This is a genomic window from Rothia sp. HMSC069C10, assembly GCF_001812205.1.
Lineage (GTDB): Bacteria > Actinomycetota > Actinomycetes > Actinomycetales > Micrococcaceae > Rothia > Rothia mucilaginosa.
In genome coordinates, this window is the sequence record NZ_KV808297.1 from 53941 (window position 1) to 78553 (window position 24613).

Below are 24613 nucleotides of genomic sequence, written 5' to 3' on the forward strand. Positions count from 1 at the left end.
ATTGCAGTCAGTGCAACCACAAGATATGGGGTGAACACCGATGTAATTCCACTAGATATTCACCCCTGCACGTTTTCATCTCTTCAACACCCCGTGTGGGAACCGGTTTTTCTGAATGATTCAGCAATGCATAGCGGGTGAATAGAGTGCATATTTGGGAATTGTTGAGCGGGTTTCCCCTTGTTGAATCGGGTATTTCTCCTGAACTACTGAAGGCCTCCTCACAACCAGAAGGTTGAGCCAATCCCTCTCCTCTCCCCCATCTTTTGCGAACACTGGGGTGAGACTCTTTCATTTTTCAGACCATAAATATGATTGAAATCACTTAATTTAACATGCGCGCCACCTCTCACCAAAGCATCCACCTCATCAAATAGCTCCCCATCAACAGAGCATAGTCGCAATACTTTACGGTGATTGATATCTTGAGTGATCCATAGACTCACAGAGATTACTAAGGTGTATTTTCGTGCATTTTGAATTCAAAGTAGTCTAAAATGAATCGTGCAACACATCAATGATGATTCGATAGCATCTACCCTCTCACCGGAGTGTGAACATAGCAGTCTCAAAGATGAGTTCACCGCGTATCCGTTCGCTCCACCAGCAGCATGTACGCGCCCGAGGTCACTTCCGGATGTGGACTGAAACCGCGGCATTTGCCTGAAGTTTTACCCCCTTTCACGACCTCACCCAACACGCCATACAACCACGCGCCCGCCGCCGGGTGCCCCGAGCCCGCCTCGGGAATAATCAAGGAGTTCACCGATGCTCTCACCCTCTTCGAGCACCCGTTCCGCCGTTTCCCGCCTTATGAGCCGCCGTACCCTGCTGCTCGGTGGCGCGGTTTCCCTCATGGCCGGTTGCGCCTCCGATATTCGCCCGCTGAGCGAAGAAGCAAAAGCTAAGGTAGGCTCCCCCACCCCTTCCGCGAGCGCGACCGCTTCTGCGTCTAGTTCGCCGTCTGCTTCACAGTCTGCTTCGGCGACCGCATCAGCAAGCGCTAAGAGCAGCTCGTCCAGCGCGGCACGCGTACCCGTATCTGAGGACGCACTTGTTGAGGGTTGGGAAAAGTACCCCGGCCCTCTGAAGCTGACCGGCGAATACATGGGCGAGTACCAGCCCGCAACGGATTCTTCCCCTGCGAAGAACGTACCTAAGCCCCTCAAGACCGTTCCGCACCGTGAAGAACCGACCTTCCAGGGCGCCTACGAGACGTTGCGTGCCTACTACAGTGCTCAAATCACCGCGCTCAAGGATGGCCACTATGCAGATCAGGCGATTGAGCTGACCTACCCGGCAGACAAGAGCGCCATCGACGAGGTTAAAGCAGTCAAGGAACTGTATGAGCAGAACGGCTGGTACATGGACTTCACGTGCAGCATTTCCATGCGGAATACGGAGCCTCGAACCGCCCTGAAGAACGGTGACGGCTACGTAGAAATCATGATGGACGCCAAGTATTCTGCCACCGCCATCCATCAGCCGGACGGCACCGAACGCAAGATACCGGCGATTACTCAGGTAGCCATTCCGCACGTGATGCTCTACACCGAGGGTAAGTGGTGGCGAATCGGCAACGATTATCTGAACGAGCGTCTGAATGGCGGCAAGGGCTCTTCCGACTCTTCTAGTTCCGCTGGTTCCGCTGGTTCCAGTTCCGCAGGTTCTAGCGGTTCTTCGTCCTCGGGTCGCGGCTCCACTAAGGTCTAAATCCGCAGGGGTCTAATACCCTAGTCGAGAGCAGCCCGTCTCATCAATTCCATATGCACTAGCCCAAAGTCGAGGAGGCGCACTCCCCTGCACCTCACCGACTTTGGGTTATTGCGTCTTAAAGACAATGTTCAGGGTTTTTTGACGAAGTTTTAAAACCAGTCTTCTATAGTAAGAAGTGGATACTTCATACCGCCGCAGTTCACGCTCCGGCACACCCGTATCCCGGTACCCCCCCTGTACCGCACACAATACAAAAACGATGAGGCGGATCCTTTCGTACGCATCACAGCGTTGTGAAGCGAGCTACCTCGATCAACCACTTTCAGGAGATACCATGTCCTTCCGGCCGAGTGCACACACCAGCTTCTCTGCTAACGACCGAAACGGATTGACCCGCCGCACCGTTCTTTTTGGCGGTCTGACCGCCGGTGCTTTGGCTCTAGCAGGATGCGCCTTCAACAAGGATATTCGCCCCACCGGTAGCGGCGACACTTTCTCCGGCTCCCCGAGCGCCTCCGCCTCCCCCTCGGCGTCTGTGTCGGCTTCGCCTTCTGAGTCTGCCTCGGCTTCGGCCTCCGCTTCGTCTTCGTCCTCGTCAAGCCGTAGTAGCGCGAAGATTATTCCGTCCGACGAGTTCTTGAAGGACTATAAGAAGTACATTGGCGACGTCAAGTACGAGTACAAGCCCGCCATTGCGCACTATGTTGAGCCGACCGACACCTCCCCCGCGAAGAACGTCCCGATCCCGGTCATTGATACGGTGGCTCAGCGTACCGTCAGTCTCGAGGGCGCCTACAAGACCCTGGCTGCTTACCAGAGCGCGTACATTGCTGCGATGTACAACGGCGACCTGCAGTACCTCAAGGGTCTGGTCCACGGCGCTGACAGCGGTCTGGTCAACAATCTGAAGGCTATTGCTAAGCTCTACGCTGCGGGTGGTTGGACTAAGGACTACGAGAGTAAGCTGAGCATCCGTGACGATCTCGATGCGAAGGCTCTTGCCTCTTCCGATTTGGCTGTTGTGGCGTTCCCCTGCCGGGATGTCGTCAAGGAATACACCATCTACCAGAAGGGCACGGGTGAGGTTCAGAAGGCAAGCACCCTGGATGTCGTGATCTACGTGGTGTACGCCGAGGGCAAGTGGCGCGTGACCAGCCGCGAGTACTTCGTGTCGGAGTACAGCGACCAATTCCGCAAGGTCTTTGAGGGTCCCTCTGCTTCTGCAAGCAAGTCTAGCGGTGGCGGCTCCGGCAGCTCCGGTGGCTCTAGCTCCGGTAGCAGCAGCGATTTCAAGGTCTAGGCTCTGAGGCTCTAGGATTTGAGACTCTAAGCTCCGAGACTAGGCTCTGAGAGCAATACCCCTGACGAAAGCGGGGCGGGTATCAACTGATACCCGCCCCGCTTTCATATGTTTTTTTGACGCTGTTTTTGCGCCGCGGCATTCCCGGCGCTACTCCGCCTGCGAGCGCCTCAGCCGCCCAACATCTAGCATCTGCACGCACAGCAATAACAGCAGGCACAGCAACAGCCCCGCTCCTTGGCAACTAGGAAAAACCAAGGATGCGGGGCTGCGCAATATTATCTAACGCACCGCGCTATCTAGCGCACCACCTCTAGGAGGTGGAACGCTCACGCAGACGCTCGTGAACCTCGCTCACAAAGCGGTTCTGATCATCGCGAGCATAATGCACGACCTCACCGATGACGGTAATAGCCGGCGCCCTAACCGATGCGCAATCTACCTGAGCGTTCTCAAGGGTCGTGACAGTCACGCGCTCCTTCTCAGAGAAACCGTTCTCAATGGTTGCCAGCGGCGTGTCAGCCTCAATCCCACGAGAGAGCAGAGACGCCACCGTATCGGGCAGGGTACGAACGCCCATCAGCAGCACCACGGTGCCCTGGGCACGCAGGGTCGCCTCAACCGCCGACACTTCGGTCTCCGACAGGCCGGAGTGACCAGAAATGACGGTGAAAATCGAGGATACCTTACGCAGGGTCACCGGAATCGCCGCACGCGCAGGAACCGCGATGGCGCTGGTAATGCCGGGGATGACCTCAGCCTCCAGGCCTGCGGCGATGCACGCATCCAGCTCTTCAGCACCGCGACCGTACACGTACGGGTCGCCACCCTTCAAACGCACCACGGTCTTACCCGAGAGCGCGTAATCAATCATGAGCTGCTGAATGCGGGACTGCGGAACAGCGTGCTTACCGGGAACCTTGCCCACATCAACAATGAGGGCGTTCGGCGCGTACTCACCGTACTCCTGCGGGGCGAGGTGATCCAGAAGAACCACGTCCGCCTCACTCAGGGCACGTGCCGCACGCAGGGTCAGCAGGTCAGCGGCACCGGGGCCGCCACCCACAATGTAGACCTTGCCGGGGTTCTCAGCAGGCTCGCCGGGCAGAAGGATGCCGCGTTCCGTCACGCTATCGTCCAGGGTGTGCCCGGGCGCCCCGCCCGCGAGGATTTCGTCAATAGTGGCGAACTCGCGGGGCGGGAACGGAGGAATCTTCGGGCACATACTACGCTGCCGGGACCGGGTTGAGGTCACTGGGCTTGCCCACGGGAATCTTGGCACCGGTCAGCAGGACGGTGTTGGACTCGCCAGCTTCTGCCGCCGCAATTTCCTCGGGGGTTGCGGGGCGAATCTGCTCGCGCTCCAGCACGTACAGGTGCGAACCCTCGTCGCTGCCGTTGGGCTCGTTGATGAAGGCACGGAAGCGGCGCAGGCGGCGCTCGTCGCGCAGGGTTGCCGCCCACTCGTCCTCGTAGGAGTCAACGTGACGCTGCATGTCGCGCTCCAGGTCCTCGCACACGCCCAGGGAGTCCTCAATGAGGACGGACTGCAGGTGTGCCAGACCGTCGCCGTGCTCCTCATCCAGATCCTCGAGCCAGCGAGCGGTACGCTGCAGCTTGTCTGCGGTACGGATGTAGTACATCAGGTAGCGGTCAATGTAGCGGATGATGTCCTCGCTGGAGGCGTCCTTGACGAAGAGGCGACCGTGAGCGGGGTTCGCACCACCGTTACCACCCAAGTACAGGTTCCAGCCGTTGGTGGTTGCAATCAGACCAACGTCCTTGCCCTGTGCCTCAGCACATTCACGGTTACAACCGGAAACACCGAACTTGAACTTGTGCGGGGAACGCAGACCGCGGTAACGGTTCTCGAGCTTGACTGCCATACCGGTCGAGTCCTGAACACCGAAGCGGCACCAGGTCGAACCCATGCAGGACTTCACGTTACGCAGGGACTTACCGTATGCCTGACCGGATTCGAAGCCAGCATCCACCAGACGCTCCCAAATGTAGGGCAGCTGCTCCAGGCGAGCACCGAACATACCGATACGCTGCGCACCGGTAATCTTCACGTACAGGCCGAACTCGTCAGCGACCTCTGCAATAACAGCCAGCTTCTTAGCGGGAATCTCACCTGCGGGAATACGCGGAACGACGGAGTAGGTACCGTTCTTCTGCATGTTTGCCAGCGCACGGTCGTTGGTCTCCTGAATACCACCGCGGCCTGCGTCCAGGACGTAGGAGTTGCGGAAGGAGGAGAGAATCGACGCAACGGTCGGCTTACAGATAGCACAGCCGTCGCCACCGCGGCCGAAGCGTGCCAGCACGGAGTCGAAGTCATCCAGGCTGGTCAGGCGCACAGCCTCAGCCAGCTCAGCACGGGAGAAGTCGAAGTGCTCACACAGTGCCTTGGAGACGGTCAGACCCATCTTCTTCATCTGCTGTTCCAAAGTCTTCTGCAGCATCGGGACACAGGAACCACACTGGGTACCCGCGGTGGTGCAGGACTTCAGCGATGCAACATCGTGGTTGCCGTCAACGATAGCCTCGCGGACAGCGCCGAAGCTGATGTTGTTGCAGGAACACAGGATTGCGTCGTCGGGCAGTTCGGTGTCGGGGATGCCGTCGCCGCCGCCAGCTGCGGTCAGGTAGACGTTCGGCTCAGCGGGCAGTTCGCGACCGAGCAGGGGCTTCAGGGAGTCGAAGGGAGCGGTGTCACCGACGAACACGCCACCGAGCAGGGTCTTTGCGTCGCCGCTGGTCACGATCTTCTGGTACATACCGCGTGCGGGGTCTGCGAACAGAACCTCGAGGCAGCCCTCGGTGGTGCCGCGGCGGTCACCGAAGCCAGCCACCTGAACGCCGGAGAACTTCAGCTTGGTTGCGATGTCGAACTCTTCAACCTGAGCTTCTTCGTTGTCGTTGAGCAGGTTAGCTGCCACAGCATCAGCCATAGCGTTAGCCGGTGCGACCAGACCCCAGGTGCGGCCCAGCACGCAGGCGACCTCACCGATAGCCCAAATGTGCTCGTCGGAGGAGTGGCATGCGTCGTTGACGAGAATACCGCCGCGCTCGCCCAGTGCCAGGTCGGCGTCGCGTGCCAGCTCGTCGTTGGGGCGAATACCGGCACCGAAGACCACCATGTCGGCGGGCAGGGTGCGGATTTCTGCATCCTCAGAGGGAGAATCTGCGATGGAGACGGAGACGACGTTGCCGTCAGCATCCTTGTTGATGCCGGAGATGTACACGCCGGTCTCAATCTCAATGCCGGTTGCCTTAATCTGGGCGTTCACGGCGTAACCGCCACCCTGGTCAACCTCAACGGAAAGCAGCCAGGGAGCCACATCCAGGATGGTGGGCTCTGCGCCCAGGTCCTTCAGACCCTCAGCTGCTTCGAGGCCGAGCAGACCGCCACCGACGACGATACCGCGGGGTGCGCGGCCCAGGGTGGACTGCAGGCGCTTGACCTCGGAGACCATGTTCTTCACGTCGTCAATGGTGCGGAAGACGTGTGCGGCGTCCGAGTTAAGAATGGGGATACGAACCGCGCGGGAACCGGTCGCGAAGACCAGCACGTCGTAGGGGTACTCGTTGCCCTCGGTGTCGGTAACAACGCGGCGGGTGCGGTCAAGCTTCTCTGCGTGGCAGTTGTTGACCAGGTTGATGTTCTCTGCATTCCACAGTTCGGGATCACCGAGGGTCAGGTCCTTCTCGGTGTCCTTGAAAATCTGCTCGATAGCAACGCGGTCGTAGGGGATGTAAGGCTCATCGTTGAGGACGGTGATGGTGTCCGCTGCGCGACCGGCAGCTTCAGCGCCTTCGTGGTACGCGCGTACAAAACGCCACGCAGCGGGGCCTGCGCCGACAACGAGAATGTTGCGGGGGGTGTGCGACATGGATTTTCCTTCCTAGTTGTAATGCAGGTAGTTCATGGCACTTATCTACCCTCAGTGTGCGACTGGATCGTGCCCAGCATTGGAACTCCTAGTTTCCGTACCGTTGGGCTCGTACCTGATGCGTACCGAGTAGTTGAAGCACCCGCTTCTTTAGAATGCATCTGAAAATTACGAAACATTTTTGTGTGGGATTATGTTGTTTTCTTCAGGCAGTCAAAAGGCGTTTTAAACTACGACTTTTATCGTACACTCTAGCGCGGGGTCGAGGCATCGAAAATCCGCATTTTTTGGGAAAATTTTCTAAAAAATCCGCGGAATATCGGGCTGAAATAGGGTATTCTTACCTTACCTGAAATTAAATTAGGTAAGGCTAATCTACAAAATTCAAGGTCGTCTTTTTAGGGTAAAAATAACCTTTAGCACCCTCCGCGTGCCCCATTTCCAAATGTGGGTTTCATAAGGTAAACTCCAAACAAAGAACACACGAACCGCTATTGTGTCCTGCACCCCGCGCGGCGCAGACCACCACTTCGAAAGGAAACCCCCATGGCTGAGAACTGGGTACGCATCTGCGCCGAATCTGACCTCGAAGAAAACTGGGGTGAAGTCGCCCTGGTCGACGGCTACCAGTACGCGATCTACAAGACCAAGCACGGCATCTTCGCCAGCGACCACCTCGACCCGCACAGCCAGGCACTGGTCCTCGCACGCGGCATCGTCGGCGAGAAGAACGGCAACCCCACCATCACCTCCCCCCTCTACAAGGAGGTCTACGACCTGACCACCGGCGAGTGCGTCTCTGACCCCTCCTACTCCATCAAGGTCTACCCCGTAGAGGTCCGCGACGGCGACGTCTACCTCAAGACCGCCTAAACACTCACACTTCACAACTCAAACACAGCAACACAAAAAACCTCGGGAACATAACGTCCCGAGGTTTTTTGTATGGATTTTCAGAAGCCCCGAATCAGGTGAGTGAACAGCGAGCGCACTAGCCTGATTTTAAGTCATCTAGGCGGCATCCAGCTGGGCAATAGCGGCATCCATGCGGTCAATAAAGCACTCCGCCACCACGGCAGCAGAAGCACCACCCTGCGCGTTCACCAGCGGCGAGGCAACCTTCACCGGCACACCGGTCGACTCAGCATCACGGCGCATCTTACCGGCGAAGAAACCCTCCGCTAGCAGGTAGGTCGCGGCAAACTTAGGCTGATGTTCGGCAACAACCTCGTGGAACTTCGGATCGATAGCGGCAACGAAGCCGTGATGCACCGGGGTGTTCAGTTCCTCAGCCAGCAACTCAGCGGCACGGCTCATGTCCGCACGGCCATCAGCACGAGAAGAACCCGCAGCACCCTGCACAACAGGGCCGTCGCCGGGAGTCCAACCAGCCTCTTCCAGGCGGGCGCGGGTCAGTGCGGCAAGGCGCGCATCCGGGCCCAGAGACTCGCCAATACTAATACGCTCAATACCGCTATTGCGTGCGGCACGGCGCAAATCCACCTGAGTGTGGAAACCGGTCGACAGCAGAATCGGCACGATCACGCAGGGCTCATCATTGGGCAGAGAGGCTGCGGCATCATCAACGCTGGGAGATTCCACATCCACATATGCGGCGTGGATACGGTACTCCACGCCGTCGTTACGCTGCGCGAGCAGGAACTTGATCTGCTCACGAATCAGCGTAATAGCCTCGCGACCGGCGACCGAGTCGGTGCCGTGCGAGGTTGCGATTACATTCAGAATAGTCATATTTCCATTGTATGAAAGGAACACCCCGCTTCCCCACTCATGAACACGAGTGACGAAACGGGGTGTTGCACGAAGGCTAAATTTTAGCTCTTGCGGCGGCGTGCCACGACCAGTGCGGTACCTGCAGCCAGGGTGATAGCACCAGCTGCTGCTGCGAACATAGCGCCGGATGCGCCGGTCTGTGCCAGCTTCGAGGAGGAGCTACCGGAGGTCGAGGAACCACCTGCGGAAGAACCACCGTTAGAGGAACCGCCGTTGGAGCCGCTCACACCCAAGTTGTCGGAGGCGCCGGAACCTGCGTCAGAACCGCCGTTGGAGCCACCCTTGTGGCCGGCTGCGTTCTGGTCAGCGGTGCTGCTCTCAGAAGCAGAAGCGCTCGCGGATGCAGACTCACTTGCGGAAGCGCTCGCGGACGCGGATGCACTCGCAGATGCAGACTCGCTAGCCGATGCGGTCACCGATGCGCTGCTGGAGCTGCTTGCGGAGCTCGATGCGCTCGCAGAAGCGCTCGAAGAAGCAGACGCGCTAGCGGATGCAGACGCGCTCACCGAGGGGGTCACAGCGGGAACGCTCGGAACCGCGGTCGGGGAAGCGCTCACCGATGCGCTCGGAGTTGCAGAAGCACTCGGGGCTACAGAAGGAGCCACGGATGCGGTCGGCAGAGACGGCGAGGTGGGCTCTTCCGAAGGTGCTGCGGTGGGTTCTGCGGTCACGCTGGGCTCAGCGGTTGCAGAGGGTTCCACGGTCGGCTCAGCAGTCGGTTCTGCGGTGACAGAAGGTTCTGCAGTAGCAGAAGGCTCCGCAGTCGGCTCAGCGGTGGGAGCAACGGTCGGCTCAGCAGAGGGTGCCTCGGTGGGCGCAACAGTCGGCTCAGCAGACTTAGTGGGCTCTGCGGTCGGCGCCTCGGTCGGAGCAACAGTCGGCTCCGCAGTCACGGTAGGCTCAGCAGAAGGCTCAGCAGAAGGCGCGACGGTCGGCTCAGCAGTCGGTGCCACGGTAGGCTCAGCAGACTTAGTCGGCTCAGGTGCCTTAGTCGGCTCAGGTGCCTTAGTCGGTTCAGGTGCCTTGGTCGGCTCGGGTGCCGGGGTCGGTGCCGAGTTCGCTGCCAGGCGGTTCAGCCACAGCTGATCCTCATAGGTGTTCGGGTTCTCGAAGCTGGTTGGGTAGATAATATCGCCGTTGGGCAGCTCGAGAGCGTTGTAGCCGCCGCTCTTGTCGGTCTTGCGCATCGAGGAGAGCACCACCTCGTTCACCTTGTTCAGGTTGTCATCCATGAACACCAGGCGGGAGCCGGAAGCATCCACCACAACCACGTTGCCCGCGCGGGTCAGGAACATGGTGGCAACCTCGGTCTTCTCGAAGCCCTCAAGAGTTGCGGACTCGCGGACCACGCTGAAAGTGCCGTTCTCGTACTTGAGGATCTGCACCTTACCGCCGTACCAGTTGTTCCAACGGTAAATGTAGCCCTTGGGGCTGACCAGGGTCGAGGGCAGGGCGGTGTCGTAGCCTGCGGGTGAAGAGTTCGGAACCAGGGACACGCCGTTGCTGCTCATGTGCAGCAGGTGACCCTTCTGAACCACCTTTTCGCCGGCCGCATCGTAGATGGAGGTCGACGGCGCGTACACGAAGCTGCCGTCGGGCAGCGGCGCGAGGGTCACGGTGTTATTGGAGAACGAGTCACCGTAGTACTCGTCGAGCGAGTAGGCGTTCACAACCTGCGGGTCGATAGAGTCGGGCTTCGGCAGAGCCTGCGAGGTTGCCTTGCCGGATGCGTCAATGATGGTCAGCTTGCCGCCGCCCTGGCCGTCAATACTGAGGATGCCCCAGGTGTTGTTGGCGGGGTTGTAGCCGATTGCCTTGACGGTGTTGGCACCGAGGTCTACGTCGGAGTAGGTGCCGGAGGAGACGAGCTTACCCTCAGCGGTCACGGTGTACAGCTCGGGCTTGTTGGTCTCGCTGCCGATGACGAGCATGCGGTTGCCGTCAGCGTCCACAGCGAAAACGCCCTTGATTGCCTTCAGGACGCCGGTGTCGGTCATCTTCAGGTTGGAGCTGGTCAGCACGGTGTAGGTAGTGTCACCGCTGAAGCTCGGGGGTGCCACATGCACAATGTGGTTCTTGCCCAGACGTGCGGTGTTCTGGGGCAGGTTCACGCCCGCGCCGGTGTTGTAGGACTCGGCGACGCTGTAGGCGCTCTTGGGGGTGTTTGCTGCGTTACCGGTGTAGGAGATGCTCAGCGGGTCGAGGCTGGCGCCTTCGTTGTAGAAGTCGGAGAAGGCGTGGTTACCGTCGGCGGTCAGGTTCGCGGAGATGCCGCTGATGCTGACCAAGCCGTCCTTCTCGCTCTGCTTGGCGGTGCCGGTGCTCAGGGTCGCCATCTTGACTTCCATGGGGCCCTCGAACTTGCCGGAGGCGTAGTTTTTAGTGCGCACGGTCATGTAGAGGGAGCCGGTGCCGTCAGCGAGGTTCAGTTCCACGCGGGGGTTGGAGAAGGTGAGGTTCAGGGCGCAACCAGTTTCGGGGTCCTGACCTTCGGCGCAGTGGCCGGTGAACCAGAGGCGGCCGGCAGCCTGCAGGGTGACCTGCTTGCCGTCTTCAGAGACGGTGGTGGAGGTCGGGGTGAAGGTGAACTGCTTTGCAGTTGCGTCCCAGGCTGCGCCGTCGGTCATTTCGCGGGGCATACCGTTGTAGGACAGGAAGGAGGCGCGCACGCCCCAACCGAAGGATGCGCCGGTGCTTGCCTGGTCGCCAGCTACGACATTCTGTGCGGCAACATTCTGTGCGGCGATATTAATGTTCTCGGCGAGGACGGGTGCCAGGGGTAGGGCGACAGCGCCAGCGACGGCGAGGGCGCAGGCTCCCTTGGAGAGGCGGGTGCCAGATGTGAAAATCTTCATTGGTGTGTATCCATGCTATCGACATTGTTAGGACAGGCTTACTATATCGATAGAGTGAGAATTTCTCAAGATACATACCAAGTGAACCGTTTTATGACAAAGCACCTCACAGCACACTGACAGGGCAATACCCCCTCAACATGCAACAGGGGCCGCCACCACCCCCAACTCCTACGCGACTAATCCTTCTTCGAGGTATGCATGCGTGACATGCCCAAAGCACCCAGAATCAGGCCACCACCCAGGGTCACCAAAATCGGCAGAAGAGGCGAGCTCTTATCCATGTTGCGGGTAATCTGCGCCTCCGTTGCCTTCACACCGTTCGGCGATCCAGGCTCAGTACGAACCTGAGAGGAAGAACCGTTCAGAATCGCGGCACGGCGAGACTGCGCCGCCGAATCAGTACCCGAAGGTAGGTTAGATTCGGGGGTCGCGACCTCAACAGGCTGCGCCTCCCCGGTGCGGTACCCCAGCGCCGAGGAAGACGCGGTGGCAGAGCTACCGGTAGCGCGCGGAATAGAAATCGTGGCGTCATTAGTACCCGGAGCCATGGCGGTATCAGCCTGAATACCGCGGGTCTTAGACGTGGAACCCGTAGCGGGTGCATTCGCGCCGGATGCGTCCGCAGTCTCAGAGGTAGATGCGGAAGGTACAGCAACCGGTTTCTCCTCGTTCACAGACGAAGAACCGGACGATGATCCACCGCCCTCAGAAGACGCCTGAGTCACCGTAAAACGCACCGTATTGAGCTGAAGGTTACCGTCACCGGCAGCATCAAAAGCCGCCACCAGGTACGTCCTACCAATCTGTAGGGACGCACCGGGCACACCAATCACCGCTTCGAAAGCGCCCGCAGAAATAGATTCCGGGCCAACGTGCACAATGGCGAGCGCGTCACCCACGGTGTTGCCATTGGAGTCGATTTCCATGACGATCAGGTCGTAACCCTTGTCATTCTGGGGGAAGTTCGTGGCACGGACTGTGACCGGCTTCGTATCATCCTGAGAGTCACCCTGCGAGTCCTGAATGGACAGGTGCGCCTTGCCCTTGCGCTGGTTCATCGGGTCGTACACGCTATTGTCTTCGGAGATAACGTACTGGCCAGAATCTTTGTTCTGCGGGTTGTCTACGGTACGGCGAACCGCGTCACCGTTCGCATCGGTGGATGACGTAGCGGTCGGCGAAGGCAGGTTTACCGCCTCGGGACTTGGGGTAACAGTTGCGTCAGCGGTTTCTGCTTCTTCACGCTCAATATCGACCGGAGGTTCGGTGGGCTTTGCTTTGCCGTTGCGCGGGTCAGCAGCCTCTACCAGGCGGTTCCCCCGCTCGGTCACAAAAAATTCGTAGGAGACACCGTGCGCGGTATCCTCCAGAACGATTACGTACACGACATTAGAGTCCGTCGCCGGGCTCATCAGGAGGCGAAACTCCCCCTCCTTGGTCCCCTCAGTTAGGGCGGGGCTTTCCAGGACGGAGCCGCCGTACTCACCGGAAGGGGTGTAGAAGTTCACGTCAACCAGAACGCTGGAGGCCTCCAGATCTTTAGGGAAGCCCGTCCAACGTAGAAGATAGCCGCCATCCTTGAGCTGCGCCTTCATGGTGATGGTGGAGGCGGCGCCCTGTGCCTCCTGATTGTCTTCAGCCTGGTTCGCGTTCAAGGTCGCGGTTTTTTGCACGGCAGAGTGCGTCGTGACGGGTGCTTCCGTTGCGACAGAGGGTACAACAAGCCCGCACTGAAGCCCCGCAACCAAAACGGTTGCGGTGACAATACGGTGCTTCGCTGAATAAATACTCATGCAATGCGTCTTTTCATGGTGGAAATGTGCGTGCTACTGCCCGTTCCTCATGTGCCGCGCGGACCCCCGAGTGCGCCATACACCCGGATTCGTCGTACCATACTCCGCTTCATATTTCAGGTGAAGAAGACCTGACAATAGCTCGCATCTATTTATCGGTTATTTCAACCCTATCACGAACCTTAAGGTTTATTCACGCGAGGGTAGAGTTTTTTTGAACACCCTGAACGCACGACTCACCCCCGCGATCTGCGCCAACAGATAGCGGGGGCGAGCATTCCTCATGAAACAACGAACATACTATGCGATGCCGTCAAAAAGCACGGATTAGGGGCGTTAGCCGCCGAGGACTCCCCTGCGGTGAGCCATCCACGCGGCACCAACCACCAGCGCCAAACCGGCGCCTCCAAGAGCCCAGAAAGCTACACCGTGCTGCGCAACCTCTTCACTAGCAGGAGACGCCGCCGAAGCTACAGCTTTCACGCCATCCTGACGATCAGCATTCGCGGTGGAGTGCACCTGAGTGGTATTCGAGTTCACCGTAGCTGAACGATTATTAGACTCCGAATGAACCACGGGGGTGAAACCCTTATTTCCGTTACCAGAAGCTACCGACGCTGCCTTTTCTTCATCCGTCAAAGCATCCAGCTTCGCGGTAGCAGCGATAGATGCCGGATCAGAACCCGAACTGTACGCCGAAATCTGATTGGTGCGGGTCGGTTCAAAAGCCGAACGCGGAGCGATCGTACGTGCCTGAGCCAAAGCCTGCAGAGCCTGACGCTGACGCTCAGCCTTCGCTTCCTTTGCCTTGGACATGGCGCTCACCGCATCCAGAGTGGAGCGGGGTGCGCTCGCGGCAGACTGACCCGAGCCCGACTGGGTGTCATCAGAACGAGTCGAGACGGCGTTAGTAGCAGCGGAGGGGCTACCCTGAGTGGCGCCGGTCGCCTCGGCTGTATTGGCGCTGGGCGTAAGCGATGCGTTTGCATCCTGGCGGGGCGACTCATCCTTCGTCAAGGAGGTTGAGTTGCCGGTCGCCTCGCCACTGACCTTGAATCGCACCGAGACAACTTCTTCCGCATACTCAGTATCGTCCGCACGCACCAGGTAGGCGGTGTACACCGAGCCGGTCTTCAGCAGAGAGCCGGGCATGCCAACCTCTTCCTTGAACGCGCCATTCACGATGCGATCAGAGCTGATGTGTGTAATGGACAGCGCATCACCCTTATGGTTGCCACTCATATCGGTTTCAACCACGATTAGGTCGTAGCCAGCCGCATTCGCGTGCAGACGCGCTGCACTGATAGTCACCGGCTTGGTTTCCTTATCAGAGCGAACCTCAGCATAGGCGACCTTCAGTTCCGCAACACTCAGGGTCTGAGTATCGCGAGAAGAGGTCGATCCGCCGGGGACCTGCTCTAGCTTCTGCGTGTGGGTTTCGAGGTTCAGGTTTTCAGCAGATTCGGAAGGCACCTCAGTCTTAACCTTATCCTTGCTACCCTTCTGATCTGCATCCTGCTGGTTCTTCTGCTCCTCTTCACGGAGCTTTTCCAGCGTCTTCAGTTCGTCAATGGTGGGCACCTGGTGGGCAGCTTCCTTCTTGTCCACCATCACCTCGTCAGAGTCCTCCTCTACCGGGATAGTGTGCGGCACAAGGGAGCCCTCAGAGATCATGAATTCGCCGTAGCCCGCATCGGAGGTCACCAGGTCCATGACACTCATGGAGTAGTAGCCTTCCTGGGGCATCTGCGGCATCTCAAAGGTGACCAGCATGGAGCCGTCGTCAGCACGCTCAACCTGCAGTGCGGACGGCTCGTAGGTATCAGATCCGAGCACCGTGCCGGTGGTGCCGTAGTACTGCACTACCAGGTACACCCTAGAGGCATCGCCCACGTAGCCGCCCTCATAGAGGGGTGTGAGCTTGATGGTTGCCTGACCGTCCTTGATGGACTGAATCTGAATCTCAATGGTATCGACCTCAATTTCGAGGTCTTCGTAGGGGCAGCTTGAATTAAATTCGCTATTAACCAGAGCCGCCAGGCAATCATTCACGTTAATTGCTTCAGCCTCTACTGCGGAGGCGCCAGGAAGCACAAAAGCGCTTGCACCTAAAGCGGCTACAAGCGAAAGAGCATGAATGCGTTTCGGAAGTCGAGTGATAGTCATGTGCGCCATTTCGATCGATGTAGGCGCAAAGCGTGGACTAGGGAAGGCTCACCACAAGCCGGTGTTTCTATCCAGGTATTTGCGCACCAGTACGTCGGTTACACCCTAGCCTAACACGGATATTGCACTTAATGTTGCATTGCATTCACGTGCTAAAACTTTATGTCGCGATAATTGCCGAAATAAAAGGGAATTAAATACTTTACTGAGATATAAATAACGCAAAATTCGAATGTCAAAATATATTCCCCAGAGTGCACCAAAAAGAAATTTTTACACCACCCTAAGGCGCACCAGACCACCGCGCAATAGAGTCAAACATCCGGGCACACAGAAGGCGCCCCACCAAACACGCACCCACTCAGCACGCATCCAGCAGAACGCCTCCCACTCAACAAACTCCCCTACAGAGAGCCACGCCTCACAGCGCTAAGCAACAAATAGCTGAACTACTCGGCACCCAGCTCCTCAGCACCCTCAAGGCGGCGACGATACACGTTAACCGCAACAGCAGTACCCACAAAGGCAACCGAACCCAGCAGAGCAATACTCAGCGGCAAGGTACCCTCCGGCAGCGGGCCATTATCCTGAGCACTCGCCTCCAGCTTCGAACCGGCAGAATCACCGCGCGACTTCGAGCTACGCGTATAGAAACTACCCGAACCTGCAGCACCCACATTCTCCTGAGGCGAAGCAACAGTCACCGTCTCCCCCTCAGTAGACTGGTAACCCAACAGGTTCACCACGGTACGCCCCGGCAACATCACTGCATAACCAGACATCACCATCGTCGAAGGAACCACCGCAGTCTCAGCCACAGAACTACGAGCCTGCGCGGTAATCGCACGCGCCGACTGCTGCGCCTGCACAATATAGCCCAGAGCGCTATCCACCGAGGGAATCTTAGCAACAGAATCAATCACCAAACCCTGAGCGTCCGCAGAGGTATCTGAAGAGCCCACGCGACCTGAAGGGGCCGAAGGGCTCACACGCTGGTTCGCATCAGAAATCATCGGGACCTGCGGGTGAACAACAGTATTCGTAGGCTTCGGAGCCGGGTCAACAGGAACCGCACGCTGAATCACGCTCACACCAAAAGCACTGGTCGCCATGAGCTGCAGCTCCTCAGTGGAGTTACCACCCACCACAACCACACGGTAGCGCTTACCCGCATTCAAAGAGGTACCGGGAACCTTCAAATCAGCAGAGAAAGAAGCATCAGTCACCTGCTGAGGGCTCACATGCGTGGTCGCCAGCGGCGAACCCACGGCACCGCCGTCAGCAGGCATTTCAAAGACCATCACGTCATAGCCCAGGCCACTCTCCGCAACGTTCCTAGCGCGCACGCTAATCGGCTGCAGCTCATCCGATCCGCGCAGCTCTGCGGTGGAAATTTCCAGGGTCGCCTCACGGGTCTCCGCGGGAGCCCGATCGGAGCGGGAGTGCACCAGCAGACGATCCTCGGTCACCTCAGCGGGCGCCGCATCATCGGTAGAAGAACTCGCCGAAGCAGACTCACTCGCGGACACACTCACCGAGGCGCTAGCAGATGCACTCGCAGAAGGACGAGCCGAAACTTTCTGCGATGCAGACGGCGCTTCAGAAGGTACCGGGGCGACCGTCGGGCGCGGGCTATCCTTCGCGGCGCTCGGGGATGCACTGGGGCTCAGGGACACCTCGGGGGCGGGATTCGCCTCTACGCGGTTAGCACGGGGAACGCCAGGGGTGTCAGGGAAGAAAATGTTCTGGCTGCTAGCCATAATCTCGTCGACTGTTACACCGTACTCGGGCATAAACTCAACGGAGACAGTCTCGCCGTTGCTCAGATTCTCAATTTCCACCATGTACGGTTGCTCAACGTTGAGGCGCTGGTGGATGCTCAGCTCAATATTGCCTTCTTCATTCTTTGAGGCAGTCATCTGGGCTGCGGGTACGGTCATGGTCGCCACAACGCCATCTTCAACGGAGATGGCGGACAGGCGAACCTTCACCTGGTCCAGGGAATTTACACCGCCGATTTGCAGAAGAGTGTAGTCGCCAGTCTGAGCCAGTAAAACCAAGGAGATACTGTGCTGAACCACATCAGTGGCAACGGCGATGGGAAGTTCAGGCTTTTCAGGCTGCTGAGTCTGAGCGTAGGCAACAGGCGCGAAAGTTGCGGGAGCAAGAGTTGCAGGCGCGAGAGCACCCCCCAAACCGAGGGTTGCGGACGCTACTAGCGCCGCGCCGCGAGCAGTTCGCTGCGTGGAAAACATGGTCACCTATTTTCGTGAGTGAGTGTGATGAATCGTCGTGTGACTCCTGCGCCCAAAGGTCGGAAGTAGGCGCAGAATAACGGTTCTCTGATATCGGTGACCGGAGGCGCTTCACAGCGACTCCTCACCTCGGGTGAACGAGGTGGTAAAGAGTGATAGTACCGTCTATGACAGCACTCTAAATTATAGGTATAACCTTAGAAAAAGTTAAAGATGTAGGGACGCCCGAATCTTGCATTTCGGACATCCCTACATCTATATGCGTATTTTGCCTAGTGGGGCAATAATTGACCCGTTTTAGCGGCGAGAACTGAGCTGCATCTCACTACGGCGACGGCGGCTCAAACGCATACCGGCAAGCAGTGACAGCGATCCAGCGGCACTAATGACCAACATATTGGAGGCGCCAGTAGCCGCCAACTGCTCACGCTTCTGCTGGGCACCGGAGGCAACCTTCTGGGAGTCAGATGCCTGTGCTTCGACCTTCTGCGCTTCAGTCTTCTGCACAGAGGTATTCTGTGCAGAAACATTCTGCGCAGGAGCACCCTGAACACCAGCCGGAGCGTCCTTCTTCTGCTCAGCACCGCTCTCCCCCGCCTTCTGCTCGGTAACAGAAGCCTGATCAGCCGCAGGCTCAGTAGGCACCGAAGCATCGACCGCGGGAGTCTCGACAGCGGGAGTGTCGGCTACGGGAGCCTCGACAGTGGGCGCATCCTGCTCAGGGGTAGTGGGCAGGGGGGCTGCGGGCTGGCTATCCACGCCATCGCGCTCGACAGTGAAGCCACCGTTGACCATGCGCACGGTGCCCTGCTCATCCTCCGCCACAGCACTCACACGGTAGGTGGTGCCGGGCTTGAGCGCCGAACCAGGAATCTGCACCTGGGCAGTGAAAGCACCGGAGGCATCAATCTCAGAGACATCAGCCGACGCAATCACGCCGCCGGTAGCCACTCCGTATTCATCGATAGCGCTAACCATCAGGTGCACCGAGCCGACGCCGGCGAAGCCCTCACCACGCACGGTCAGAGTCTTCTCGGAGTCGTTTTCGGGAACTACGGTTTCTTCTACGTGCAGGCGGGCGGTCATCACGGGGTTAGCGGTGTTGTTGGTCTGTTCTTCGGTGGTGTCGTGGACGCGGTCAAAGACGGTGTTGCGCGGCAGGCTGTAGTGGCGGCGCGGGTCGTTCTCGGGCAGTACGTGGTCGAACTGCTCGACGGGGCTCGCGGCAACTGCCTGAGCGGACTGAGCATTCGAGGCAGCCTGCTCAGACTGCGCACTCGGGGTAGCCTGGGCGACCTGCTCGGGCTGCGCGTCCTCTTGGAACTGCTTCTTCTCAAACTGCGCCTGCTCCGCCATTGCGCGCTCGGCGGTGGCAACCGGAGCGGAGCCGTGCTGTACATTCCAACCATTCATGAAAGGAACCTCAACTTCCTGGGCGGTGTAACCATTAGCGGCAGAGGGTGCAACCTCAACGCTCAGCACATAGCGCAGGTCTTCGTGAACAGCCTGCACTTCTTCCAACCTGGATCCGGGCACCTCAATGCCGTCCAGGAGGGTGCCGTTCACAACGTCGGCATGCGCGGGAGAGGCAGCGAGCAGGATGCGATTACCCTGGCTATCCAGGGCGTAGGCGTAGGTCATGACTTCGAAAGCCTGCGCCTCGCCCAGGCCGGTGACCTTGTAGACGACCAGGTTCTTCTCCTGCGGGATTTCCAGTTGACCGGAGAGAATCTGAACGTTGAGCGGCTCATCCTGGGTGTCTGCGGGCAGCACTTCCAGGGGTGCGGAGGAATTGTAGGAGGGGTCCTCGGTTGCGTAGCCCTTACCGGGGTCGACCACGGCAGTTGCGACGACGTACTGCTGGTTGGGGTCGAGGGTGCCTGCGGGCAGGGTCAGCTGGGTGCTGAAGCGGCCACCGTCCACATCGAGTTCGGGCACGAGGGTCATCGTCACTGCGGAGCCGCGACCCAGTGCGTAGAGGGGGTACTGGCGGTATTCGCTCACGTACACCGCCACACCGTAACGTTCAACGGCACCGCCGGTGAAGCCTTCACCGGTGACGGTGATGCTCTGGGAACGTGCCGGGTTAATGACGACACCCTGCTCGACGTACACCTGCGGGGAGGTTTGGGTAGCGACGTTTTCGATGGGGGTTGCGTTTGCTGCGGAGGGGGGATTGTCGGGTTCTACCGCAGTCGATGAAGCAATTCCGCCAGTATTCTGCACCTGCACATCTGCATGCGCAGCACCAACACCGGTAACGGACAGGACAGATGCAGCAATAGCGGCTGTTGCACGGGTTTTTGAGTGAGCGGGTTCGGGCATGGAACACACCTTTTCTGTGAGTGTGAACGATACCCTCCGGAGGGTGCCACGGATCGAAGCTGGACGGGTGCCTCTTCGGGAATGAACGCTATAACGTACGGACTAGCCATAACGTTCATGTAATGGTGGAAGTTACCGCGAAGGGAATCGCTCTATTTATCGGTAATTCCACACTAACAATACTTTTCTTGTTATTGCTGTAAAGACGCTTTACATCCTGACTATTTTCCTGTGCAATAACCCACACAGCATATTTTTTACTCTCCATAACATCACCAAGAGCACTCAAAATGCATGGACTAGGCGAAATTTTTCAACTCTCCCTTGAGACTCAGGGTTTTATTGCATGCATATGCAGTTTTAATGGATTTGAGATAAAAATATTCTGCACATTCATGCATTTAATTTATTTCTTTTAAGTGAAAAAATGCAGGTCACAGCGCCTTTTCCCGCACATTGATTAAAAGCGTGCGTACCAATAACCACGCACAAAATAAGTCGACAAAATCATTCCGTTACGCCAGCCTGCACCCCCAATACGGAAGAGCCACCCCTCTCACCCCGCTTGCCGCACACACCTTGCCACACACAACTACCCCCAGATCCAAAGAACAGCTCAACAAAAACTGCTGGCATGCAAAAGTGCCGCCAATACCCTTTCAGAGTATTGGCGGCACTTGAATCACTCACCTTGCGGCGAGTATCAGATATTCAGAGCCTAGCCTATAGAGGCTGAGCTATTAGAGACTGCGGCGGCGCAGGAGCATCAGTGCAGCACCAGCAATCAGAGCTGCGGCGCCAACGCCTGCGATACCTGCAACACCTTCAGCACCGGTGTTAGCCAGCTGCGGCTTCGAGGAAGCCGAAGAAGAACCCTTGGTGCCGGAGACACCTACAGTGTGGCCCTTGGAGTTAGAGGAGGTAGCAGCGGATGCGTTACCAACCTTAGCCTTGGGTGCCTGAGAAGTGGGCATGCGGGTCTCGGTTACGACAACCGAACCATCTTCGCGCATTTCAGCGGTGAAGACGCTGGTGGTGCCGTCGCCGTTATCGCGAACAGTGGTGTTGTCACCCTCGGTAGCTGCCGGCAGGGTCGGTGCGGGGTTGTTCGCATCGCTCACGGTAGCGGTGGTGACTGCCACCTGGTGTACCGGGCCGTTGGGGTCGCTGGTTGCCACCATTGCGTAGGCGTAACCGGGCTGCAGCAGTTCAGCAAGAACGCTGACCTTGACGCGGAAGGTGCCGTTCACGATTTCAGAAGCGGGCACATCGTGGGTTGCCAGAGCATCACCGGTGATGTTGCCGTTTGCATCCAGGCGGAAGATAGCGATCTGCACACCGTTAGCGACGGACTCGTGGGTGAAACCGGAGCCGTTGAAGGTCAGAACGTTGTACTGGTCGTTCGGGTTCAGGGAAGCATCCTCGGTGGTGAGGGTTGCGTTCTCGGGTGCCGCGGGCGCCTCAGGAGCGGGGGTCTCGTCAGCCTTGGGGGTCTCAGCCTTGGGGGCTTCCGGAGCAGGAGTTTCTTCCTTGGGAGTCTCAGTCTTGGGAGCCTCGGGTGCCGGGGTCTCGTCAGCCTTCGGGGTCTCGGGTGCCGGGGTTACGGGAGCGGGAGTCTCGTCAGCCTTGGGGGTCTCAGGCTTGGGAGCTTCAGGGGCGGGGGTCTCGTCGGTCTTCGGAGCTTCGGGAGAAGCGGAATCGGTGACCTTGAAGGAGGAGAGAGCCACGAGCTTCTGATCGGGCTGACCCTGCGGGTTGCTGACAGCAACCAGAGCGTAGGATGCGCCTGCGGGCAGCTTGCTTGCCTCAACAGTGAAGGCGGTCTTGAAGGAGCCGTCCTGAATCTGATCTGCAGACACAGAGACGGTAGCGATAGCATCGCCGGTGACCTGCTTGTTTGCATCCAGTGCGTAGATGCTGACCTGAACGCCGGGGCCAACCTTCTCACCGTAGAAGCCGGTGCCAACAACGTTCACGGTGTTGAACTGCGCGTCACCGGGGAAGTGAGCATTCTCAATAATGACGGAGGGATCAGCCTGCTTTGCCTCGGGAGCCGGGGTGGAGGGGGTGGTCGGCTCAGGGGTTGCAGGAGCAGTGGGGGCAGGAGTCTCTGCCTTGGGGGTTTCAGCCTTGGGAGCCTCGGTAGCGTCAGCCTTAGGAGCTTCGGTCTTGGGTGCTTCAGCCTTAGGTGCCTCGGTTGCAGGAGCGGTGGGGGCAGGGGTCTCAGCCTTGGGTGCTTCGGTCTTCGGAGCCTCAGCCTTGGGAGCTTCGGTTGCCGGAGCAGTGGGGGTAGGAGCCTCTGCCTTGGGAGCCTCGGTAGCCTCAGCCTTAGGAGCTTCCGCCTTAGGAGCCTGAGTTGCCTCAGCCTTGGGGGTCTCTGCCTTAGGAGCCTCAGTTGCGTTGCCGCCAGGCAGGGAAGAAGTCTGAGCAGTTGCCTTCTGGTCGACAACCTGCTGCTGGTCAGCGGGTGCTTCTGCCGCAAAAGTTGCCGGGATTGCTGCCACGGAACCGGCAGTAAAGGCTGCCGCTGCTGCGATCTTGTAAACGCGACGGGTAGTCTTCGACATTTTTCCTCGATCTCTGATTATCGGTGTTGAGCCTACCGTGGTTCGCCCCCGTCTTTGAAGGTGCAGTAGGCCCACTACATGGGTGTGACTGCTAAAAGGCTAGCATTTGCCCCTGGACGTTTAGCATGCTTACCGCCATCTTTGCCCAACTGTAACGAAATCGTTATAAAACCACCCCTTAAGTTGAGGCTTAATGCAGACCAATCCGGGAATTTTACGCCCATCTACTGACACACGAAGGCATATAACCCTATCTTTTGATTGCATTTGAAGAAAATATAGGGTGTTCCATAGGTGATTTCGACTCACCATTTTCACCCTAATGAACCTTGAAGTCTCACGTACCACTTTATAGTTCCCTCAAGTTCTCCTTCATGCCTCTCCCCCGCTTCTCAACACCCCACGGGCACCTTCATGTATGCCTTCTCTACACGCCGAGAACACAGAGAAACACCCCGCCCGCATCCAGATAGGGATGCGGGCGGGGCTACCAAAGTCAAGGCCTCACTAAGGCTCAATCGTCACGGCACACCGCAAGCTCAGCTCTCCTTACGAATCACCTTAAACTGGCTCGGCTGTGCCACCGGGCGAATCGTGATGCGGTCAAGGTTCACGTGGTGCGGAACGTTCAGCGCAAAGGTCACGGTCTGCGCCACGTCCTCTGCGGTCAGCGGCTTCTCAACACCCGCGTAGACGCGCTCGGCGGCTTCCTTGGAACCCAGACGATTTAGGGAGAACTCCTCGGTGTGCACCATGCCCGGGCATATCTCAATCACGCGAACGTTATGTTCCGCTTCTTCCAGGCGGAGCGCCTCCGTCAGGCCGCGAGCGCCGAACTTCGCCGCATTGTATCCGGCACCGCCCTCGTAACCGTGCTCGGCTGCAGTGGAGGTCAGGTTCAGGATCGTGCCGTGACCGTTCAGGCGCAACGCCTCCGCGAAGGCACGCACCATGTGCAGAATACCGAGAACATTCATCTGGTACATCTTCAAATAATCGGTAGGCTTGCCGTCGGCAACCTTATCCACGCCAATAGCACCACCGGCAATATTGACCAGGGCGTCAATGGTGCCCTGCTCCTCCAGGATCTGCTCGGCAACAAAGCGGACGGAATGCTCGTCGGTCACGTCGCAGGTCACCGGGTGAGCGCCGGTTTCCGCGTAGAGAGTGTAGAGGCGGTCGGTGCGACGAGCCAGAGCATAGACGGTCCAGCCGCTTGCTACTAGCTGCTGCACGGTGGCTCGGCCAATACCGCTGGAGGCGCCGGTCACCACGGCAACTTTGCCGTCGCCGGTATGGGGCAGGAAAGGAGATGCAGGAATGTGGGTGTTCTCAGTCATACTTTAATCCTATGAGAAGGATGCCCGCGAGTGCTCTGTTCGAGCAGGCTCGCGGGCATATATTTTGAAATTTTCGATAGTGAGATAGATGCTGGTACCACAACCGCCCGGCGCTCTGTCAGGCTACTTCTTGCGGCGGCGAGGCAGACCCCAACGACTCCTACCGCCGTCACGGAATCCGAGGCGGTGCTCAAAGTACACGGGCGAGCTACTACCAGTCTTGATTGTGTCCGGAGGGACCGTGCCCTCACGCGCAGACAGCAGATACAGAACCGCAGCGCCGGGCATGAACACAATCAGGGGTAGCACGAAACGCATACGCGCCTCACCATAGCCGCTACGCACCGTCAAATGCCAGAGGCACAACGCAACCAGCACCAGGTGCAGTATCAGCAGAACGGTTTCAGACGTACCCAAACCAAAAATACTCAGAGAACTCATTGGCAACTCCTCAAAGGTCGTGTATCTTCAGTCTACGCCGCGCCCGCTCTGCTGAGAAGGATTCGTGGGCATTGATACTGCAGATTTTCGCGCATACACTGCAGGTAATCAGGGGCAGCATATTAGGGGGTCTCTCCCCCATTACCGTTTCCACCGAGTTTG

The 24613-nt window shown here is 58.3% G+C and carries 14 protein-coding genes; 3 read left to right on the forward strand and 11 right to left on the reverse strand.

Annotation, left to right across the window (positions count from 1 at the left end; all coding sequences use genetic code 11):
* Positions 1-768 precede the first annotated feature (768 nt).
* Positions 769-1713: a DUF6318 family protein gene (locus HMPREF2842_RS02545; protein WP_070642510.1), complete on the forward strand. Its 945-nt coding sequence runs from the start codon at positions 769-771 to the stop codon at positions 1711-1713.
* A gap of 337 nt (positions 1714-2050) precedes the next feature.
* A complete protein-coding gene (locus tag HMPREF2842_RS02550; protein ID WP_070642513.1) occupies positions 2051-3016 on the forward strand; it encodes a DUF6318 family protein in 966 nt (321 codons plus the stop codon).
* Positions 3017-3329: 313 nt separating this feature from the next.
* On the opposite strand, the gene cobA is transcribed toward HMPREF2842_RS02550, so the two are convergent.
* Positions 3330-4241, reverse strand: a complete 912-nt coding sequence (gene cobA / locus HMPREF2842_RS02555) for a uroporphyrinogen-III C-methyltransferase (RefSeq protein ID WP_070642518.1) — start codon at positions 4239-4241, stop codon at positions 3330-3332.
* 1 nt (position 4242) lies between these two features.
* Positions 4243-6912 carry a nitrite reductase large subunit NirB gene (gene nirB / locus HMPREF2842_RS02560; RefSeq protein ID WP_070642522.1) on the reverse strand — a complete coding sequence of 890 codons (2670 nt, stop codon included), beginning with the start codon at positions 6910-6912 and terminating at the stop codon, positions 4243-4245.
* A gap of 546 nt (positions 6913-7458) precedes the next feature.
* On the opposite strand from nirB, the gene nirD reads away from it, so the two are divergent.
* The gene (gene nirD / locus HMPREF2842_RS02565; RefSeq protein ID WP_049350096.1) at positions 7459-7785 is read left to right on the forward strand and encodes a nitrite reductase small subunit NirD; all 327 of its coding nucleotides are present in this window, start codon (positions 7459-7461) and stop codon (positions 7783-7785) included.
* Positions 7786-7923: 138 nt separating this feature from the next.
* Here the strand turns inward: nirD and HMPREF2842_RS02570 are convergent, their stop codons facing one another.
* From HMPREF2842_RS02570 to HMPREF2842_RS02610, 9 genes are all read right to left on the reverse strand, one after another.
* On the reverse strand, positions 7924-8664 hold the full coding sequence (locus tag HMPREF2842_RS02570) for a sirohydrochlorin chelatase (RefSeq protein ID WP_065423850.1): 741 nt from the start codon (positions 8662-8664) through the stop codon (positions 7924-7926).
* An 83-nt stretch (positions 8665-8747) separates the two neighbouring features.
* Entirely contained in the window at positions 8748-11561 is a 2814-nt protein-coding gene (locus HMPREF2842_RS02575) for an HtaA domain-containing protein (RefSeq protein WP_070642527.1), read from the reverse strand.
* A 179-nt stretch (positions 11562-11740) separates the two neighbouring features.
* The gene (locus HMPREF2842_RS02580) at positions 11741-13219 is read right to left on the reverse strand and encodes an enoyl-CoA hydratase (protein WP_246823157.1); all 1479 of its coding nucleotides are present in this window, start codon (positions 13217-13219) and stop codon (positions 11741-11743) included.
* Between the two features lie 474 nt (positions 13220-13693).
* Complete coding sequence (locus HMPREF2842_RS02585; protein ID WP_246823159.1) at positions 13694-15523, reverse strand: hypothetical protein; 1830 nt, start codon at positions 15521-15523, stop codon at positions 13694-13696.
* A gap of 449 nt (positions 15524-15972) precedes the next feature.
* A complete protein-coding gene (locus HMPREF2842_RS02590) occupies positions 15973-17778 on the reverse strand; it encodes a propanediol dehydratase (RefSeq protein ID WP_070642539.1) in 1806 nt (601 codons plus the stop codon).
* A gap of 297 nt (positions 17779-18075) precedes the next feature.
* Positions 18076-20103 carry an adhesin gene (locus HMPREF2842_RS02595; RefSeq protein WP_070642544.1) on the reverse strand — a complete coding sequence of 676 codons (2028 nt, stop codon included), beginning with the start codon at positions 20101-20103 and terminating at the stop codon, positions 18076-18078.
* Positions 20104-20843: 740 nt separating this feature from the next.
* Positions 20844-22670 carry an LPXTG cell wall anchor domain-containing protein gene (locus HMPREF2842_RS02600; RefSeq protein WP_070642546.1) on the reverse strand — a complete coding sequence of 609 codons (1827 nt, stop codon included), beginning with the start codon at positions 22668-22670 and terminating at the stop codon, positions 20844-20846.
* A 539-nt stretch (positions 22671-23209) separates the two neighbouring features.
* Positions 23210-24010, reverse strand: coding sequence for an SDR family oxidoreductase (locus HMPREF2842_RS02605; RefSeq protein WP_005505741.1), 801 nt, complete (start codon positions 24008-24010; stop codon positions 23210-23212).
* 123 nt (positions 24011-24133) lie between these two features.
* The gene (locus HMPREF2842_RS02610) at positions 24134-24451 is read right to left on the reverse strand and encodes a penicillin-binding protein (protein WP_070642550.1); all 318 of its coding nucleotides are present in this window, start codon (positions 24449-24451) and stop codon (positions 24134-24136) included.
* Between the last annotated feature and the right edge of the window lie 162 nt (positions 24452-24613).

What these genes read in the sequence shown, in the direction of transcription:
- nirD (WP_049350096.1), top strand. Translation starts at nt 7,459, where the DNA reads ATGGCTGAGAACTGGGTACGCATCTGCGCCGAATCTGACCTCGAAGAA.
- HMPREF2842_RS02545 (WP_070642510.1), top strand. Translation starts at nt 769, where the DNA reads ATGCTCTCACCCTCTTCGAGCACCCGTTCCGCCGTTTCCCGCCTTATG.
- nirB (WP_070642522.1), bottom strand. Translation starts at nt 6,912, where the DNA reads ATGTCGCACACCCCCCGCAACATTCTCGTTGTCGGCGCAGGCCCCGCT.
- HMPREF2842_RS02610 (WP_070642550.1), bottom strand. Translation starts at nt 24,451, where the DNA reads ATGAGTTCTCTGAGTATTTTTGGTTTGGGTACGTCTGAAACCGTTCTG.
- HMPREF2842_RS02595 (WP_070642544.1), bottom strand. Translation starts at nt 20,103, where the DNA reads ATGCCCGAACCCGCTCACTCAAAAACCCGTGCAACAGCCGCTATTGCT.
- HMPREF2842_RS02575 (WP_070642527.1), bottom strand. Translation starts at nt 11,561, where the DNA reads ATGAAGATTTTCACATCTGGCACCCGCCTCTCCAAGGGAGCCTGCGCC.
- HMPREF2842_RS02590 (WP_070642539.1), bottom strand. Translation starts at nt 17,778, where the DNA reads ATGTTTTCCACGCAGCGAACTGCTCGCGGCGCGGCGCTAGTAGCGTCC.
- HMPREF2842_RS02570 (WP_065423850.1), bottom strand. Translation starts at nt 8,664, where the DNA reads ATGACTATTCTGAATGTAATCGCAACCTCGCACGGCACCGACTCGGTC.
- HMPREF2842_RS02550 (WP_070642513.1), top strand. Translation starts at nt 2,051, where the DNA reads ATGTCCTTCCGGCCGAGTGCACACACCAGCTTCTCTGCTAACGACCGA.
- cobA (WP_070642518.1), bottom strand. Translation starts at nt 4,241, where the DNA reads ATGTGCCCGAAGATTCCTCCGTTCCCGCCCCGCGAGTTCGCCACTATT.
- HMPREF2842_RS02605 (WP_005505741.1), bottom strand. Translation starts at nt 24,010, where the DNA reads ATGACTGAGAACACCCACATTCCTGCATCTCCTTTCCTGCCCCATACC.
- HMPREF2842_RS02600 (WP_070642546.1), bottom strand. Translation starts at nt 22,670, where the DNA reads ATGTCGAAGACTACCCGTCGCGTTTACAAGATCGCAGCAGCGGCAGCC.
- HMPREF2842_RS02585 (WP_246823159.1), bottom strand. Translation starts at nt 15,523, where the DNA reads ATGACTATCACTCGACTTCCGAAACGCATTCATGCTCTTTCGCTTGTA.